The sequence below is a fragment of the Herbaspirillum sp. BH-1 genome (assembly GCF_002870055.1).
Classification (GTDB): domain Bacteria; phylum Pseudomonadota; class Gammaproteobacteria; order Burkholderiales; family Burkholderiaceae_D; genus Herbaspirillum; species Herbaspirillum frisingense.
Window position 1 is genome coordinate 89,762 of the sequence record NZ_PKOI01000017.1, and the last position, 18,786, is coordinate 108,547.

The following is an 18,786-nucleotide window of genomic DNA, read 5'->3' on the forward strand; positions in this document are numbered from 1 at the left end:
TACAGCCGGGGATTCTCGCCACTGAACTCCGACACAATCACTTGTATTGAATTTTGAACCCGATGGTCAGCTTGGTCGTATTTACCTGGTTGACACCTAAAACAGGGTCAATCCCTACTTCACGAGCCAATCCGACTGATGGATAGACATTTAGCGCCTTATTGTCGGGGTCAACAAAATCGTAGTTCAGTGAGACTTTCCCATAGCCATCACTTCTTCTCGAATTGCCTGCAGGGGCGGTGAAATCGCGGAAGTATTGATACTGCGCTTTGAATGAAAGTCGAGGCAATATCCCATTCAATAGTGCTGTAGAGAGGAACCCGACATATCCGCCGCGCCAAACTCCCGAATCGGATTTCTCATTGATGCGGTTTTCGTTAAGCACACCAAACTGAGGAATGAGCGAATAGCTGTTGTCCCCGTTTTTGACCGTCCCCGCGTAAGTGGAAATGATGTCGCCATGAAGTTGCAGAATGTTCGAACGACTGTGCCCCACAATATCAATCCGGCGAATCAAGCGTGGTGTGAGGTCGATAGTCCATGACCGGCCGGCCATGTTCCAAAGCGCGCCATTTAAGCCAATACTGAAATCGCGCACATCTTTGGGATTTTTTGCTGGGGAGTCTCGAGTCCATGCGGCTGCGGCAAAAGGCTGCCAAGTTTCAGCTCCTTCTATATTTGCCATAAGAACAGCACCCAGTTTCACGGCACCGTATGCTGCACCGTCTGTTTGGGTCGCAGTGATAGTGCCAGCCTTCGTGCCCAGCGTTGCATCACCGGAGTTCGATATTGTCGCGTCATCGTTCAGTGAAAACGAAAAGAGTGGCGCTGGCTCCGCTGCTGCTGGTGGCTTCTTGTCTTCCGCAGGTATCTTCTGAGCCTGAGGCTTATAGTCAAACTCCCGAAATATGCACTCTTTCTGTTTTGCCTTGTCGTCCGAGCTTGCCAGGCATTTGTCGATATCTGGCTCGGCGAAGGCGCATGGAGGTACACCTAAAATTCCCAGCAATAAGAGTCTCTTCACAATGACTCCTCAACTCGGGAAGATTTGGCTCTGCCGCGAGCACAAATCAACATAAGCACCTATGGTTACACATGCTGCTACCTGGCCTCGGCCCGTTCCATACCATCTTTTCTCGCGCTCTTCGCAGAGCGCTTGCATCCTATTGGCCGTCTCTTCTGCCATATTCCTACGAATGTAGAAATTTAAGCCGATGTCGTCCATCTTTGTATCGCGGTCATATGGCAGACCGGCCCCGTACCTTTCCTTTAGCTCCTTGCGCACAAACAAATTAATGACATCAAGAGCAACGCCCTCAACTTCTTCATATGCTGTCATGCCTACCCCTATTTTTTGATTTATCCCAGGTAATGACTAGGTCGCACACTTCGCGTGCGCGGACCAATTTAACAGCTACTCACAGAGTCAGCATCATTCAAATGTACGAATGGCCTAAATTTACATTGCTTTGAGCGCTTCGCTTATACGCAAGTTAGCCATGTAATTTCCACCAAGAAATCTTAGGTAATGATGATGAAGAATACAGTCCAGCATTTTCTTTTCGTTGATGACATGGCGACGACGCGCCGTGTCCTGAAGCCCGGCTCACTGAGCGGCAAAGATGAGGAGCGACCCAAATGGCCCAGTCCGATGAATACCTTGGACAGCGCAGCTATCAATTGAAACTTCTTGCGAAGAAGAATGCAGGGCGATAACCGGAAGATGATGGAGACATTCTCGGTCTCACACACCAAGGATGGTCTCATCACTATCTCGTCACCGAAGCTCACCGCAAAAGATGTCCAAGAGCTTTCTAAACTAGGTATCAAGATTGACGGCATCCTGGAAGTAGTCTTGCCCAAGAACGCCACCGTGGTAGCTTCCTCTGCCTCCACCAGCGGGTACAACCCTGCCTAGTCGGAGCCACCCCCGCGGTTAAGGACCCATAAAGTGCAGGATTTTGAGCACTGAACTTCGAAACCATCCGGAGGACTTCGCCTTTATGCTCAAGAAAAAGCTGTGCTGGTCGCATTTTTCCCCTCACGTGGTCCTCTCCGAGAGTAGCGTCTGAGAATGTGGGCAGCTTCATAAATCGCCCACAGCTACTCCTGGCCGGGCGACACCGACGCGACTTTCAACAAATGTATTGCACGGCCCTCGATTGAAGTAGCAATCTTACGGACCAATGTCCGCTCCTGCTGAGTGTAGACGTCGCTCTTTGCCAAAATTGGCGCATGTGCCCTCACGGCAGTAGCCAGGGCCTTCAGTTCTTCAACAAGCGTGTCGCGCGCAATACCTGCTTCTTCCGTAAAAATCGTCAGGTCATCAGCAACGACGTCCTCGACCAAGAAGGCATTACCGAACGCCATCGCCATTTCAATACCCATGTCATAGACGCGCGTGCAGACGAGGTCATAGGCCGGGGCCGGCATGATTCCGAGCCTATGCTGGAAGAACGAAAAGTTCTTTGCGTGCGCATCGCTATTTCCAATGAGCATGTTGAAAAGTGCCCATCTCACGATGGCCATTCTTCCTTCCCGTGGCACCATGAAATGCCGGTCCAATTCGAACATTTCACGAAAGCCGATACCGATACGTCTCTCCCGATACGCGCCTCCATACCCCTCTGGACACTCGTACTTGAAGAAGGGATGTTCTCCAAGCGCTTGGCACGCATCCAAGGTGTGCACACGCTCAACCATTTCCGGGTACCGGATAATGCTTCTGGCACGGTCAAAGCGTTCCACCAGCAAGACGGGTTCCGGTACACGTCGGATTTCAACGTTGGCTACAGGTAATCCCACCGCTCTAGCGAGAGACATGCAGAAGTGCTCATTAGCGACCATGCGCCGCGTGCTTTGGCCGTGGGGCTCGGGTTTCAGTATGTGGCTCGAATTCAAACATCCGCCGACGAGCTGGAGGTCATCGCCGTCCAAGCGCACCTGGAGCTTATCTTGGACGCCGGCTAACGACTGGTAGAAAACGTCATCCCAGAAAGCGAATGGGGTGGTGCCCCTGCGTCGGATACGTTTGGACAATTCCGCTGCTGGCAGCTCCCGGACGACTGGCGGTCTATCATCGGGGACGCTCAACTCCTCCACATCCAGGTCGAATCCCACGGCGCCCGCCGGCTCTCGACATAGATAGACGGCCATTGCGCAAGCATTCGCGTGACTGAGCTGATATCGGCGAGCGGCTTCCCCTCGCGCTTCTCCTTCTGGCAGAAGGTTCAACAGATGGTCCCGAATCACCCTGTAGGGAGCTTGGCCCTCCTTGAGAGGAAGGTGAAGTGAAAGTGGATACGAATAGTCGCACGTTCTCCACACCCTGCCATAACTGAAGTTGCACTGCTCCTCTAAAGGGCTGTATTCGATGCCGGCGATAAGCTGGTTTGCTGTAGTCGCGCAGATACTAGCTCGACCTCTCGACAGTAGCGTAGCTATATCCATCACATCCTCCACAGCAAGAAAAACTTATGTTTTAGACGGCACCTCGGATTATGCAAAAGAGAGGCCAACTAAAAACAGCCATTCACACCCGGCTTGACCTTGACACGGCGCCGCGCACGAACGATAAATTTATCCAATGAACACTCGAGTCAAAGACGTCGTTGCCAAACTGTACCGTCCGTCAGCACAGGGCAGGCAGGTATTCGCCCTGTCCCGAGGGGACGCGGAACGCATCCCGCTGATTGACGGGGTGGCCATGATTTCCATTACTGCCCCTGAAAAACATCCGGCCCAGCTGCCCGAGTACAAGTATTTGCTGAGACTAAGCTTCGCAGACGTCGATTTCCTTGGCGAGCTCTCAGCACGAGCGGCAGAGAAGCTCCCTGCGGCAATGACTGAGGATGATGCAGAAGACATATTGCGATTCGCCCAGGCACTTCCGGATAGCGTTCACACTTTGCTCGTCCACTGCGAGGGTGGCTTCTCAAGGTCAGCCGGTGTTGTAACCGCTCTGAGGGATTTGTATGGCTACGTGGCAGAGAACGCAAGGCTCGTCCAGGCAAATCCTAGTGTCGTCAAAACTATCATGGAGGCTGCACGACCGGAAACCACCAAGAAGCGAAAATCAAAAAGGTAGAGAAAATCCGTACCTTGGTGCCTTGAGAGCCTAATCCAAAAAGAGCTGTGGATAATTTGAGTTCATATTCCACGTCAGTCTCGAGAACGCAGAAGCCCCGACTAGCGGGGCTTCTGGTCCATCGGGTCCGATTCCTCTTACCTAGCGATTGCTAGACCAGTTAGCACTTGGTGGGCGACCTCGCGAGTCGGCTCAAGAGGCCCTTTCATACAGCTTAGCAAGCTGGCGCACTTAGCGCAAACTTCAATGCAAATGGGGCGCGATACTGTCCACATGCTCCAACAGGTATCGAAGAACGATGTCAATGACGGCGCGGAGACTCAACCCCGAGTAGTTCTCTGCGAGGCGGAAGGACATTCGTACATGCAACTCAGCCAGGTAATCGCCATTCAGCCGGCAACCAAAGCGAGAGGCCAAGTCCCTACGAATACGCCCCCGTACAGATTCGTTCAGGTGGATACTGGAAAGTATTGCGACTGCGACGATTAACTGGCGGGCACCTGGCATATCGTAAATTCGGATTAGCGCGTGTGACCAGGACAAGACCGAAGTGCGGGACCTTGATTCCCCGACCAGATTAAGGGTCGAACCGAGATGCGCAATCTCACCATAGCTTGGCAACTACGCCATCCGCTGCTCTCCATCACGACCGAGGGCATCTCAGCCTTCGACACGCGGCCCTCCATGCGACATCTCTGCCATCAGGTCGGCCAGCTTGCATCCTGGACTGGCCGGCGTTTCGCCGGCAATCTCCTCCGGACAGCCCCTTAAATGCACTTTTTTTCCCGCGCGCAGTAGCATGTCCACTAGAAAATCGATGGTGAAATTTCGCGGATTCCTTTTGAATATCTCGTCTATCCGTTGAGTCTTCACAACGAGCCTTTCTGCAGCTTGTGCGTGCGTGAGTTGATTCAGCTCTATCCAGCTCACGAGCTCAGCCATCAAACTCTCCATGACGGCCAGTTTTTTCGTGAGGATTGCATCTGCTTGCTCTCCGCCCTCCGCTGGCTCTATCGAGTACACCTCCGCGGTCGGTATGGCGGTCTTCACATCAGCGATTGCGCTCCGAATTGCCTGCTCCAACGAGGTAGCGCTGCGAGAGAATTCCAGAGCTATCTTCCCCGGGGCCCCTATCCCCACTAGCGCGTCTAAGCAACCAGCTTCCCCCAATCGCTCAAGGATATCGTCCACATCGCCGACAGCATCGGCCGGGCCCAGGCTAAACCGAAGGATGAATTCATGTTCCATATCACTTCCTCGTGTGGTCGATGAAATCAGTGTAGACCGCCCCACAACGGAAGCAAGCTGCGCTCCAAGCAGTGCATCGCATGTCCGAAACGAGTGGCGATTTGTCCCGACTTGTCCGAAAACCACTTCGATTTATCGTGCTTTCGTCCGAAAAGTACATAGATTTTTAAGTTTCACGCCTACGCTCAGCCGCCGTTATCCTGAATTATCTTAAATCGGATAATTATCCGACTCCGGTATAACGCGGTATAACGCCGCTCTCGCCTGGCATTCGATGGACTTACAACTAAAATGCCATCGAGAAGAAATCTACCCGTGACCGATAAGGCAGAGACCAGCGATGCGCTGCAGGCTGTCGACAACTGCCGCAGCATTCGGCACGATGAGGTGCATGCCTTAGAACATGGCAAGACATGGTCATCAAAGTAGGATATTTCGATTAAATCCTACTTTGCTGCGCATCCGGAATTGAGACTCAAGAGGCATCAATGCGAAATCTAAGAGACATCGCGATTCTCATGCGTGATGCGATGAAGAAACAGAAAGTAACGCAGCAGGACCTACGTGAGCGTGCCGGGATTGCCAGGCGAACGCTGACCGGGGTACTTAGCGGAGAGCGCGATTACAAGGTCACCCCCTTGATGGCGGTGCTCGACCGATTGGGCTACGAAATTGTTATCGTGCCCAAAGCGGCCGCACGTGCAGTTCCGACGAAGTGGGAGCCGACTGAGCCGGCCGTGAAGACGAAGGTGCAGATTGCAATTGAAAAGCTCAATCAGCTTTCACCAGAGAAGTAGGCAACGCGCTGGAATACTTAAGCGCTCGGCCAAATTCGGCGTCACCGCTGAACCAGCCTCGGAATCTAGCTCTTGACGCCGCACACCAACTCGGCGTCGCGAGCGGGCTTTATCGCCTAGAAAATGGGAAGTCGACGAAATCGTCTTCGAGGAATAGGTCGCGGGACTTCTCTTGATTATTCCACTCCAGGTGGAACCTCATTCAACAATAAGGCGGCGCTTAGCTTTTACGACGAACACCCGCTCATGCTAAGCCTTGCTAGTCTCTCAACTAGACCTTCTTGCTAGCTTTTGGCTCTCACCGAAGCGGCACGAAGGATTTAAGGCACCATAAAATATCAAGATTTTGTCCGCTGCGCTACGTGGGAGTGTCCTCAGCGGATATGGCGTCTCAATTTAGGTAAAACATGGTCATTAAAGTAGGATATTTCGCTGCAATCCTACTTTGCTGCGCACCCCAGAACTAAAGTCTCAAAAGGAATCGATGCGCAATCCAGGAGACATCGCGACTCTAATGTGCGACGTGATGAAGATGCAGGAGGTAATGCAACAGGACCTACGTGAGCGCGCCGGCATTGCCAAGCGAACGCTGACCGGTGTGCTCAGTGGTGGTCGGACTATAAGGTCACCACTCTGATGGCGGTGCTCGACCGCCTGGGCTATGAGATAGTCATAGTGCCCAAGGCGGCCGTGCGGGGGATACCGTCGGAGTGGGAGGTTACTGCGCCGGCCGTGAAGACCAAAGTGCAGATTGCGCTTGAAAAGTTTGGCGATAATCTCAGTTAAAGCCGTAATACTTACCTATCGCGGCGGCTAAGACAGCGGCGCCGGTCTGCATACTGAAGTCCCAGCCTGCAGTTCCGGCTTTAGTCAGCATTGTGTTCAGCCAGCCTCGGACCTCAGGCCCAACATTTCCAGTAGCAATCTCTTCTGAATTTTTGTCGAATTCAATTGCTTGGCGTAGTTCTTGGATATCAGGTTCTTGAACTTTTGCTGCCTTCAGTTCTTTCGCCAGAGATTCAAAGTCTCCTTGGGTGATAGTTACCGTTGCAGTTTGCGTCGCTACATTGTTGTTGCCGACCGCGACATTAAGTACAGCTCCATTGCCAAAAATGGCACCCTTAAACAGTTCGTTCACACCCAGCTCCTTGGATAGTTCTTTAATTGCACTCGGCTCAGGTTCTGCGGGAAATCTATCCGCCAAATTCAGCAAGAAATCTAGCAATCTGGAACGCACTTCGACCAGCACCTGAGTCATGGCACCTTCGCCATAAATTCCCCACGCCCGCTCTATGTAATGGCCTCGCTCGAGGCCTTTAAAAATACCAAAGGTTTCCGGCGAAAATGAGATGCTTAGATTCTCTACTTTTCCCCAGTCGCGAATAACGGCAATGCTATCTCGTAATTTTCGTACGAAGAATTTATCGCGTAGCTCCACTGATAGGCCTCTGGTTGGTAAGCGCATATTCTGGTGTATCACAAAGCCATTGGAGATATTGCCGTATGGGGTGAGAGATACCCTCCGATATTGCGGCACTTCGGTACCTATTGGATACCCCACCAATTCACTTTTCACCCACGTTCCAAAATCCGGCTCTCCAAGCTTGTGCGCAAGAACTTGGGACTTGAAGAGGGCGTTCTCCAAATCTGGCTGTGCAGACGTGAGCATCTCAATGGTTTCATCGACCAGCTTCAAAGCTATTCTCCATAGACTTGTTCTTCAAGCTCCCTGCAGACCTAAGAACGTTCTGGCTTCACGCGAGAGTTTCTTTGTATCGATACCCAAATCGTTTTTATATAACGCGAGAAGTGTCTTTTGCTCAATGTCCCCTAGGTTCTTCTCTACCATGTCCACGTTTTCGCATACGTCGTAGGCAGCCAGGAAACCGTTAGTCTTCGCCGCTAGAACCTGGCCAAGGTTCTTGAGCGTGATGCCCTGCGACAGCAATTTCGAGACGCTCCCCATACTCAAAATGTCATCACGAATCGATTGAATTTGCTTCGTGGAGAGACGCAGCGAATACGACCCCTTGTTTGGTGAGAGTTCTAATCCAAGGAATTCGGTCGGAGTATTGGGGGCACAGATAAAGGATTTTGTATCTGGGGCATCGAGGGCCGGAATACTTAAATCCAGTTTGCGAAGCTCGGCGAGGCAGAAGTCCGCAGCTGCTTCGCATTCTTGCCGGTCGTTTCCGAAGAAAATCAAGTCATCCGCATACCGCAAAGCACTGAATTTCTTCTTCTGGATGGCGGCATCAAAATCATGGAGCAATAAATTCGAGAACAGAGGCGACAAAGGCATCCCCTGGCGTATGCCCTGGCCCGCAATAATCCCCTGCGCCCTTATTTTCTTCGCTACATACTGCCGTCCATCATCAATCTCGCACGCCATCGCTTGGAACAGAATCCCATGAAGCGACCGGTCCTTCACGAATCGCTCAATCGCTGTCCTCAGCTTATCCCGTGGAATATTGTCAAAGAATGCCGTGACGTCCGTCTTGAATACCCAAGGGTGCGCCTTCCGCATGGCCACAGCATTTAGCGCAGCCTGCTTCACCGAGCGCTTCTTGATAAATCCATAGCTGATGTCGTTCGCCAGCTTGTACCCGTACTTCTCAGATAGGAAGTTCACCAACGCGCGCTGGACAATCCGGTCCTTTACCGTCGGAATGGCAATGACCCGCCTCTTGCCATTCGGCTTGATAATTGTCACCGGTTTCAATCGCTGGAATTGGAAATCTCTTGACCGCAATTCACCCGACAGCCTACGTATTGCCGCCATTGCATTCTGGTCGAAATCATTGATAGAGGTGCCGTCAACGCCCTCTGTTCTTCGAGAGGCTGCTGAGGACTTGGTCAGCATTTCCCGCCAGGCGTCATGCAACGCACTTGTGGATAATGCTTTTTGAAAGGCATTCGTCATTAGGAGAACCGCGGGCGACTGAAACCCCAAGACCCGCGACCATAAGCTCCGTCGGCTGCCCGGTTCCTGACTGCCTCAGACGAGGTCAGCCGCTCACCGCGGTTTCCGCCGATGACGCACTCGCGATTGCTCGCTTGGGCGACATTTTGCAGCAGGGTAACGCGCAGCGCAACCAGCAGAGATGCATGCTGGTCGACCCCGTCCACCTCAGCCGCCGCCGAAATGTAAATGCTTCTCATTCCATCGTCCTCCGTACCGATATTCATCGAAAATACGACTAGAATCACGGCGGCCACCCTGCGAAGAGCGCGGAAGTAGCCACGAAGGCGCGCGGGCGTGTCCTTAGGGCACGTCGACGTTTCGGGCGCACCCGCCTCTCCGCGCGCCGGCCGCCCTGCGCGCTTCTTAATCGCCTTCCCGTCAATTCTTGGGGAAGAAGGCGACCCCAGGCCTTCGTCGGCTGCCCGGTTCCTGACTGCCTCAGACGAGGTCAGCCGCTCACCGCGGTTTCCGCCGATGACGCACTCGCGATTGCTCGCTTGGGCGACATGTCGCAGCAGGGTAACGCGCAGCGCAACCAGCAGAGATGCATGCTGGGTGCTACCACAGCTCAACTATATCCCGCCTCGGCCGAGCTAATCAAAGAGCAAACGTAACTATTACATCCCGCAACAACTTATCTGCCCGGGCGACAACACCCATTGCCATCCGAACAAGTAATCAACAAAAGAGGGAATAAAAAGCGTGGCTTTACCGAGATAACGCCTCCTGGAGGGCCCTTCGTGAGCATTTTGCGAAGAGGAAAGCTCGTAATCTTTCCTCTGAAAACACCTCCCTGCCGAGAGTTGCGCAGAACCAAACGCCCATTAGGCTATTTCGCTGGGGTGATAAACCGCTTTAGTTGATTAGTGGCAATAATTAGGGAGTGACACATGACCACCACGCAGGCACAAAACCAGAATCCGCCGACACATCCAAATTCACCGCCGGCAAGCGCGGTTGGATGGGCCACTTTCCAAAGGTTCGTCGCGGGGTTCACCGTGGCTGGATTGTTGGCCATATGCGGCGGTGCCTACAAGGCCGGCGTCTTCTACAGCGACCGTGAAGCAAGCAAAACCATCGATGACCTTAAACACAAGCTGCTGAATGTGCAAACTCAGTTGAAGCTTGCGGAAAATGACAGCCGCTCCCTACGAGAAAAATTGGTAGGTAGGGCTGAACAACTGAAAATAGCTCAAGAACAGGGACAGCGCTTCACGCAAAATCGCCAGAGTGATATTCAGTTTCTTAGGGGGCGCCTAATTACCGTGGATGCTGAGCTATCAGCAAAACTCAGTGAAAATCGCTCGGCTGGCTTCAATCGTGAGGACGATGCAACATTTGCATCCAGAATCGCCGACCTTCGGCAACAAAGAGATAAGCTCATGCAACAGATTGTCGCTTGTCAGTGAGGCACGCGGCAACCACAAATCATGGACCTATTTTGCTGCGCCTGCGAAGTCGTAAAAGGAGGAGGGACTGCCTAAAGTTAATCTGAAATTTCTTAAGCCTTTGATTTATTTGGCTTCGGTCTTCAGCTTAATTTTGAATGCTTACAGGAATCGATGCGTATTTGCTGCGCACCACAATTACAATTAATTGCACTGCAATGGAAATTTGGGCAGCCCGGTCAAGCTAATCGACATGGCGTGCTCGTGGGTTCTTCAACAGCAACCATATCGAGGCAACTGGCCCTACTCATTCCGATGCCGCTGCGGCGTGGAAGGCACAAGCTAAATCTGCCTTCCCCCCTCAGGCATCTATCGCTCGCGACTAAAAGAAAATGGGACAATCAAAGCAGAAGGCTCAGGAATTTCGCCAAAATCATCCGCTTTGCATTTTTTGCGGAGGGCAGCGGCCGACCGAGACCGAAGAACATTGCCCTCCCCGTGCCCTTTTCACTCACAAGCATTGGCCAGAGGGTTTTGTCTTTCCTTCGTGCGCACAGTGCAATAACAGCTCATCCAACGACGATGCCATCGTTTCCCTGATAGGTCGCATGGACCCTGCAAATCCCGCGCGCGGGGCGGACGGAAGAATTCCTGGATTGATGTTGAACGTCCATAACCAAGGAACAGGAGTCCTCTTGGATATGTTCAATGTATCGACCAGAGAGGCTCGAGACGCGATGCGCCGACTCAATATGCAGCCAGTACCAGGACAGCTTCGACGACACTCTGGCATTGTTCATGTCCCAGTGCGGGCAGACGAAGCGGTCATCGTCCTAGCCCGAAAGCTGACGAAAGGCCTCTTCTACAAGGCTTATGGCAATGCGCTCCCTCTCGACGGCGAGATTCTCTTCAATTGGTTCACCAACGCGACCATGCTTGAACACGGAGAAGTGCCGGTACTGACTTATGCCTCGCAATTCACATCGGAATCCATTCCGACCATGCGCAATGGTCAAAACTTGGCTGACCAATTCGAATGTCGAATCGGTCGGTCCAACGAAAACAACCTTTTAATAGTCACGGCTCTATTCGGAGCATCATTCGGCCTGGTCACTGTGGCAAGTAGCACCCCAGGACAACTGTCTGCGATGAATCTGAGATGGCTGGATGAATTTGATGGAAACTCTCTGTTCCGCCTAATCTAACAAATTTGTAGCCACTTCCGGCCGGTACATCACGGGAGAAGCACTCGTTGGTGCCGCCAACTGTCCACGCGCCCTCATCGTCATGAAACCGCTTGGTAGTGGAACATCCCTGATAGCCTCAATACTGAAGGCCGCCGATTGTTGTGCTAACGATGCCTACTCGTCCGGCCAATGATGGGCCGTTCTGTGTAGCTGGTCTCTAGAAGGCTTGAGAGCCCAACTCTCTGCTTCACATCACACGCGACGATTGAATCGCAGTATATTTTTGAGCTTGCAATTTTGTTACGCATGTTCGCTGAGGCTCGAAGATTTTATTCTTCACTTACTGGTGCCTCAGACGTGAATGCCGACGATATAAAAATTCGGGGGAATGATGCATATTTCAAAGTTAACAATCGTCAACTATCGGAACTTCAAGAACGCGACGCTTAAATTCAACAAAGGCGTTAACACCATCATTGGAGAGAATGGTGCTGGAAAGACCAACGTCTTCCGTGCAATTCGCCTTCTGCTAGACGACAGCATGGTGCGGGTCGCTAAAAGCATGGATTTGGCGGACTTTCATCGGGGCCTCGAGCGGTGGCAAGGTCACTGGATATTCATTAGTGCAGAGTTATCAGAGATAAGCCTTGACGAAGAAATTCAGTCATTGTTCGTGCACGGTACCGGGGTGCTTGGTGACCAGCCAGTCCAAACTGCAACCTACAACCTCATTTTTCGCCCCATTAAAGAGGTCCGCCTCCGATTGGCCGCACTTATGAATGGTGATGTCCCTGGCATGAATGCCATTCTTAACTCACTCACAACGGCCGATTACGAGGTGGTTCTCACAGGACGAAGTACCGCGGACTTCGCTAATCCAGCGGACTATGCCCGCATTGTCGGAGATTTCGATAATGCAGTCTTTCCCAAGGAAGTCGATTCACCGGAAATCGGCTCGCGCCTCCCTACATACCTCTCCGTAACAAAAGAGGTTTCTCTGACCTTTATTCAAGCGCTCCGCGACGTCGTCTCTGAATTCCACAATAATCGGACAAATCCGCTCCTTTCCTTGTTGAAGCGGATGAGCGGTGAAATTAACGAGGAGCTTCTTAGGCCAATCATCGGGCAGGTTCAAGCATTGAACCAGTCAATCGAGGGCCTTGAGAACGTAACGTCACTGCGACGAGACATCCGCGAGACAATTTACTCGGCAGCAGGGCAAACGTATTCGCCGTCGTCCCTATCTATCAAGTCCGAACTCCCTCAAGAAACAGATAGATTATTTCAATCGCTGAAATTATTTGTCGGCGAATCCAATGACGAGCATGAAGGGCCAATTCATGAGCTCAGTCTTGGTGGCGCCAATTTGATTTTCCTCACGCTCAAGCTGCTCGAATTTAAGTATCGGAATGCAAGGCACACGATTGCGAACTTCTTGCTAATTGAGGAGCCCGAGGCGCATTTGCACACTCACGTGCAAAAAACCTTGTTTGACAATATCGGCGACAGTGGCGCGCAGATTATTTATTCCACGCACTCAACCCATATCTCGGAAGTCAGCAACGTTAGCAACGTGAATGTCCTGGGCCGCAACGGGAAGGCGTGCGAGGCGTTTCATCCGTCTACCGGGCTAGAACCAGCAGTAGTTGGAGCAGTTCAACGCTACCTAGATGCTGTACGTAGCAATCTTCTCTTTGCGAAAAGTGTTCTTCTTGTCGAGGGCGACGCTGAAGCTATCTTACTCCCGCTTCTTATCAAGAAGACGTTAGGCGTCAGCCTCGATGAGCTTGGAATTAGTTTGGTAAATATCGGCAGCACTGGATTTAGCAATATTTCCATCCTCTTCGACAACCAACGAATTCGGCGTCGTTGCAGCATTATTACGGACCAAGACTCCGCCTATGCTCCCATTCAAATTCTTCCTACTGACGACGAACCCACGCGTAAGTGGAAGAAGAAAATGGAAGGTTCGGCAGCTTCCGGAGCTGCACGAAAGGCCATACTAGATGCAGAGGCACTTGGGAATCGTTGGGTCAAACCGTTTTATGCGACGTACACCTTCGAAGTGGACTTTGCTATCGTCAACCAGAATATTTTGGTCAACTCAATAAATGAGGTCTACGCCCAAGATGCAGCCAAAATTGAGGCAAGAGCAGATTTCCAATCCGGACAAATCGCTCGCTATGGACGACGCACATTGACTATGGCAGCCTACAAAAAGAAGGGATGGTTCGCCATTCTCCTGGGTAAATACATTGACGGCTTTTCTAGGACTCCAACGTACATTCTTCAAGCAGTTGCTTTTGCCCACGGAACGTTCTCACGTGAACTGATTTTCAGAATACTCCACCATCGATTGAGACACTACGTTGGCCAAGACGGCCAATTCCCTACCGTCCAATTGCAAGACTACTGGTCCCGTGTCTGCCTCTATCGAAACGAAGGTGTTGATTTCAATACCATTCGAAATGAGACGTACGCAGCTCTCCCAGACGACCAGGTCTGCGACCTCCTGCGAGCCATACCATGAGCTTCACCTGGACAGATGCAGACTTGAATCAGGAACAGTCTGATGCGGTTGTAGATGAGGGGAACGTGTTCTTGGTGGCATGCCCTGGTAGCGGCAAAACACGCACTCTTACTTATAAAATTGCACATGAACTGTCGCGGATTCAAAGCCCGAAGAAGTTCGTCGTGGCATTCACATATACAAACCGAGCAGCGGATGAAATCCACGAGCGCATCGAGAATCTCGGAATCGATACGTCACAACTTTGGATTGGAACAATTCACTCATTTTGCTTAGAGTGGATTCTGAAACCATACGGGATATATGCCCCGCGCTTGGCCCACGGCTTCCGTATCATTGATGTCCATGAGCAAGAAAAACTGCTAGAAGAATTTTGTCGTGTACAAGGAGTCGACGTCTGGGACTGTGGCTACTACGTCACTGAAGATGACTATCATCTCAGTTGCATCGACAGAAACAAGCATCCAAGACTTCACGCTGTCTATGCCCGCTATTTCCAGCATTTGGCAGATAACCGAATTTTGGATTTCGAGCAAATACTGCAATACGCGTGGCGACTATTAGAAAGCAAGCCTGAAATAGCCCGAGTCTTATCGAACCTGTTCCCGCTCATTCTGGTTGATGAATTCCAGGACACAAAAAGAATTCAATACTCCATGCTTGGCGCGATTCTTCGAGCAGGTGAAGGTCGCACACGAATTTTCATTGTCGGCGACCCAAACCAGGCCATTTATGGCTCACTCGGTGGCTTCGCAATGGCTGCCCAGGACTTTCGGGCATTGTGCGGTCAACCGCTAACTGAGCGGCAACTGTCCGGAAACTATCGTTCATCTGCGCGCATAGTCCAATATTTTTCGAACTACAATGTTTTTGCTACGCAGATTTATGCGGCCTCGCCGGACAGCGGCTTCCCCAGCATCGTCACATACAACAATACTGTCCAGAAGGATGTGCTCATAGACGAAGTGGTTCGCCTTGTTAGACAAGCCTTAGATGCGGGAATAGCGCAAAGTGAGATTTGCATTTTGGCTCCATGGTGGATGCATTTGGCTGCGATGACTCGGCGTCTCATGGCAGCCCTTCCACATTGTGAATTCAATGGCCCTGGCATAGTTCCATTCAGTCGCGACATCGAGAATTTCTGGTACCGGCTTTCCAGAATCGCGCTGACACAAGCGTCACCTTCTCAGTACACACGAAGAATGCGCTGGGCTGCGGAAGTAATCCGTGACCTTGAAAGTGAAGGAATTGACGTTAGCAGCATCAACCCCAAGGTGCTTCTGCGCGAATCAAATTCGATTCATATCGATGAACGCGACGGCCTCGAATATTTGACTGAATATTTCTCGCAACTCATGGAACGCCTCGGAATTGATTGGCGAGCGTTCCCGCTCTTGGCATCCCATCATGCTGCGTTCTTCGCGAGCTCATTGGCACAGTTAAATAAGGTACGAGGAGAAGGCATTGATTTGCGCGATATCGATTTCTTCCGAAAAGTCTTCAAGACGCGCAGTGGAATCAATGTGAGCACCATACATGGTGTAAAAGGGGCCGAATTTGATGTCGTGATTGCCTATGCGCTTCTACAGGGAATGGTACCCAATTCCAAAGATGTCGACGGCGAGGTAAGTGCGAAGAAGATGCTGTACGTTGTTGGCTCTAGGGCCAGAAAGCACCTGCATCTGATTGCGGAAACTGGCAGAAGGTCCGGGCGTACTGGACCTATCTACCGTCCGACCGAGGTACTCGCCAGATGTGTCTTCCCATACAACCTAGCTTAGTTCAACGCTGCCGCGAAACAAATGACGATGTGAAGCTCGCCCGCACTTACGGTAAAACATGGCCATCAAAGTAGGATATTCCGATTGAATCCTACTTTGCTGCGCATCCTGAATTGAGACTCAAGAGGCATCAGCGCGAAATCTAGCAGATATCGCGACTCTCATGCGCAACGCCATGAAGAAGCAGAAGGTAACGCAACAGGACTTACGCGAGCGCCGACATTGCCAGGCGAACGCTGACGGGGGTACTCAGCGGGGACTCGGGTTACATGGTCACAACCCTGATGGCGGTGCTCGACCGATTGGGCCATGAAATGGTCATTGTGCCAAAAACGGCAGTGCGCGCATTTCCGTCGGAGCGGGAGCCCACTGAGCCGATAGTGAAGACGAAGGTGCAGGCCGCAATTGAAAAGCTCAATCGGTTTTCACCAGAGAAGTAGACAACGCGGTGGAGTACCTAGGCTACGAGCATAGAAGCGGTCGCCCAAATCCCGCGTCATCGCTGCTTGGGGTTCTCAGTTTATGCATCCTTCTACATCGTCAGTAGATAGCTACATAATCTGAGAAAAAGAGGGCCCATATATGAGAAATATATGGGCCCTCTTTTCTTAATTCCGATGCCTCATGGACAAATTACGCGATTCCTTACGTAACGGATCAAGAGATCGTATTCTAGTTTAACTATCCTGGGGAAGGGCGCTTAGCAGTGCGAGAGTCTCGTCTAGCATGGTGGTACGTATCAGAGGCCGATCAACAATATCACCCAGCAATGATTGCGCCGACTGTTCTTTGCGCAAGAGACGTTGATATTCGACTTCCTCAATAGAGTTTTCACATATAAGTACGATGTACTCAACAGGGCGTTGCTGTCCACGTCTATGTATTCGATCTAAACTCTGTAGATAGTGTGCGGCTTGATTGGACATCGATGTTGATTTGCATTGAAAACTGACCCAGTTTCCCTGGAAATTTGCATCCTAAATTGACCCATGTTTAGACCACAATCCTGCTCATGACAGCGAGCGGGAGAACGGAGTGATAGACGTGGCCCTACTTGGAATCATTCGACGCTGGTACATCAGAGATCGCGTCTCCATCCGGGAAATTGCCCGCAGGTTGGACATTTCCCGAAACACGGTTCGTCGCTACATTCGATCAGAGGCGATCGAACCTTCCTATGCCAGCAGGCATTCACCGAGCTCTTTGGATGCATATGCCCCAAGGCTTTCCGCGTGGCTGAGCTCAGAGTTGGTCAAATCCCGTAAGCAAAGACGGACCTTGAAACAGATGTTCCTGGAGTTAAGGGGGCTTGGTTATGAGGGGTCGTATGACCGTGTGGCGGCCTTTAGCAGGCAATGGAAGGCGGGTCAGTTAGAGAGGGTTAAATCGGCGAGCAAATCAACAATATGACGGGTATCTTCTTTGGCATCTTCATTGTTCCTTTGACGACTTTGTTTCCTGATTCTTACTGTCTCTACGTCGAGGAGTATCCCAATATGGACTTTTGCAATGAGGGCAAACCTTCGGCAACGTGGACGAGCGACGAACCCAGGTATGTTCGCATCGGCAGCAGCGTAGGCCAGGTAAAAGCACTTCAAAAGGATTCGCGGGCATAGGTGTAGGTGGCAAAGCAATTTTCTGACACTATAACCGCGAAAATAAAATATTACCAAACATCAAATTTAAATATATTCTCTTAATTATAATAAATAAAAAATATTGTTTTAAACATGTGTTTATTAAAATATTTTTATTAATATATAAATATAAATATATACCTATTAGGAAGAGTTTGTGATCTCTACAGCCGCTAGGTCTGCAAACCTTTAATCGGAAAGTCCAGAGCCGCGGCCTTTGAACAGCGAGCAAATGGACGAGCGGTTTAGATCTCTGGTTCGAGACATATCAGCTTCCGATAGACCTAAAAGTATATGAATGGGACTTCGGCAACGCCTCACCTAAATTGCTGAAAGAACAATCGTCATTCAGATCTAAGAACTCTGTTCATCCCAGCTCGTGCATCGTTGAGAGCATGATGTTCTTCAAGTTTATTCTGACCTGCTTATCGCCATAGGTCCGACCAGCGGCCGCGCAGCAGCTCCTCCGTCCTGCGCTCGACCTGCCTGCCCACTATTTCGGCACCTGGCCGCTGGTCTTCCAGGCCCATGGTGTGGGCGACGCTAGCCACTTCTTCCCGGGCGATCGCGCGGGCCTGTTCCTGCACGACCTCGGTGAGAGGGCGGCGCGGAACCAGGGCGTACACCAGCTCGCAGTCCAGCCCGTCGGCAAGCTTGCGTAGTTGCCCGAGCGTGATGCGCTCGTCTGCCTCGGATTGTTCGGACTTGTGCAGGGTCGGTCCGGAAATGCCAAGCCGCTGCGCCTGTTGGCGTTGGGTGCGTCCTAATGCTTCGCGGATCAGCTTCAGCCATCCGCGAGGCGGGGCCTGGCGTTTGGCCAGATCCGCGTACGTGGATAGCTTGGCTTGCAACTGCTCAAGGCGCAGCTGGTTCAGTTCAGGGGACATTGCTAGCCTATAAGCTACTGTGATGACCATTTATGATAGCTGATAGGCTAGCAAGTAGCAATTTTATGCTTCCGTTTAATGAAGCAATGGTGCGGCCGTCGAGACCACATCGCGTTTGTGCCACCCCGTTAATGGCCGGAAACACAAACCAGCCGGGGGCAGGACAACTCAGCATGCCTTCTCTTACACAAAATCTCACATCCTCACGCAAAACGCCAATTACATCGCCGATTTCCCACCAATTGCACACAGCCGTGCCATCCCGCCACACCCCACCCC

At 51.5% G+C, this 18,786-nt stretch carries 16 protein-coding genes; 8 read left to right on the forward strand and 8 right to left on the reverse strand.

The genetic code is table 11. From position 1 onward, the window contains the following. Window positions 1–37: 37 nt before the first annotated feature. The 3 genes from HBH1_RS19640 to HBH1_RS19655 form a co-directional block, all read right to left on the reverse strand. On the reverse strand, window positions 38–1,024 hold the full coding sequence (locus HBH1_RS19640; protein WP_102664064.1) for a hypothetical protein: 987 nt from the start codon (window positions 1,022–1,024) through the stop codon (window positions 38–40). Window positions 1,025–1,033: 9 nt separating this feature from the next. Further along, on the reverse strand, window positions 1,034–1,339 hold the full coding sequence (locus HBH1_RS19645; RefSeq protein WP_102664065.1) for a hypothetical protein: 306 nt from the start codon (window positions 1,337–1,339) through the stop codon (window positions 1,034–1,036). A gap of 764 nt (window positions 1,340–2,103) precedes the next feature. Continuing rightward, on the reverse strand, window positions 2,104–3,450 hold the full coding sequence (locus HBH1_RS19655; RefSeq protein WP_102664066.1) for a HipA domain-containing protein: 1,347 nt from the start codon (window positions 3,448–3,450) through the stop codon (window positions 2,104–2,106). A 136-nt stretch (window positions 3,451–3,586) separates the two neighbouring features. Between HBH1_RS19655 and HBH1_RS19660 the strand changes: the two genes are divergently transcribed. After that, complete coding sequence (locus HBH1_RS19660) at window positions 3,587–4,087, forward strand: hypothetical protein (protein ID WP_102664067.1); 501 nt, start codon at window positions 3,587–3,589, stop codon at window positions 4,085–4,087. Window positions 4,088–4,747: 660 nt separating this feature from the next. Here the strand turns inward: HBH1_RS19660 and HBH1_RS19670 are convergent. Beyond that, entirely contained in the window at window positions 4,748–5,335 is a 588-nt protein-coding gene (locus HBH1_RS19670) for an XRE family transcriptional regulator (RefSeq protein WP_102664069.1), read from the reverse strand. Window positions 5,336–5,823: 488 nt separating this feature from the next. On the opposite strand from HBH1_RS19670, the gene HBH1_RS19675 reads away from it, so the two are divergent. Beyond that, complete coding sequence (locus HBH1_RS19675) at window positions 5,824–6,132, forward strand: helix-turn-helix domain-containing protein (protein ID WP_102664070.1); 309 nt, start codon at window positions 5,824–5,826, stop codon at window positions 6,130–6,132. A 778-nt stretch (window positions 6,133–6,910) separates the two neighbouring features. On the opposite strand, the gene HBH1_RS19680 is transcribed toward HBH1_RS19675, so the two are convergent. After that, entirely contained in the window at window positions 6,911–7,828 is a 918-nt protein-coding gene (locus tag HBH1_RS19680; protein ID WP_102664071.1) for an AbiTii domain-containing protein, read from the reverse strand. 24 nt (window positions 7,829–7,852) lie between these two features. Next, a complete protein-coding gene (locus HBH1_RS19685; protein ID WP_146012879.1) occupies window positions 7,853–9,055 on the reverse strand; it encodes a reverse transcriptase domain-containing protein in 1,203 nt (400 codons plus the stop codon). 932 nt (window positions 9,056–9,987) lie between these two features. Here HBH1_RS19685 and HBH1_RS19695 point away from each other — a divergent pair. The 6 genes from HBH1_RS19695 to HBH1_RS19715 all read left to right on the forward strand — a co-directional run bounded on the left by HBH1_RS19695 (window position 9,988) and on the right by HBH1_RS19715 (window position 17,393). Then, window positions 9,988–10,506, forward strand: coding sequence for a hypothetical protein (locus tag HBH1_RS19695; RefSeq protein WP_102664074.1), 519 nt, complete (start codon window positions 9,988–9,990; stop codon window positions 10,504–10,506). A gap of 674 nt (window positions 10,507–11,180) precedes the next feature. Further along, on the forward strand, window positions 11,181–11,690 hold the full coding sequence (locus HBH1_RS19700) for a hypothetical protein (RefSeq protein ID WP_146012880.1): 510 nt from the start codon (window positions 11,181–11,183) through the stop codon (window positions 11,688–11,690). Between the two features lie 373 nt (window positions 11,691–12,063). Beyond that, on the forward strand, window positions 12,064–14,202 hold the full coding sequence (locus HBH1_RS19705; RefSeq protein ID WP_102664081.1) for an ATP-dependent nuclease: 2,139 nt from the start codon (window positions 12,064–12,066) through the stop codon (window positions 14,200–14,202). Beyond that, window positions 14,199–15,983 carry a UvrD-helicase domain-containing protein gene (locus HBH1_RS19710; protein ID WP_102664076.1) on the forward strand — a complete coding sequence of 595 codons (1,785 nt, stop codon included), beginning with the start codon at window positions 14,199–14,201 and terminating at the stop codon, window positions 15,981–15,983. The genes HBH1_RS19705 and HBH1_RS19710 overlap by 4 nt, the downstream gene beginning before the upstream one ends. Before the next feature lie 269 nt (window positions 15,984–16,252). Continuing rightward, window positions 16,253–16,423, forward strand: a complete 171-nt coding sequence (locus tag HBH1_RS25145) for a hypothetical protein (protein WP_158243311.1) — start codon at window positions 16,253–16,255, stop codon at window positions 16,421–16,423. A gap of 604 nt (window positions 16,424–17,027) precedes the next feature. Then, complete coding sequence (locus HBH1_RS19715) at window positions 17,028–17,393, forward strand: helix-turn-helix domain-containing protein (protein ID WP_158243312.1); 366 nt, start codon at window positions 17,028–17,030, stop codon at window positions 17,391–17,393. A 652-nt stretch (window positions 17,394–18,045) separates the two neighbouring features. Here the strand turns inward: HBH1_RS19715 and HBH1_RS19725 are convergent. Continuing rightward, window positions 18,046–18,507 (reverse strand): mobile mystery protein A, encoded by a 462-nt coding sequence (locus tag HBH1_RS19725; RefSeq protein WP_102664082.1) that lies wholly within the window; start codon window positions 18,505–18,507, stop codon window positions 18,046–18,048. Window positions 18,508–18,514: 7 nt separating this feature from the next. Next, window positions 18,515–18,786: hypothetical protein (locus HBH1_RS25505; protein ID WP_233207659.1), on the reverse strand; the 272-nt coding region annotated here is incomplete at its 5' end.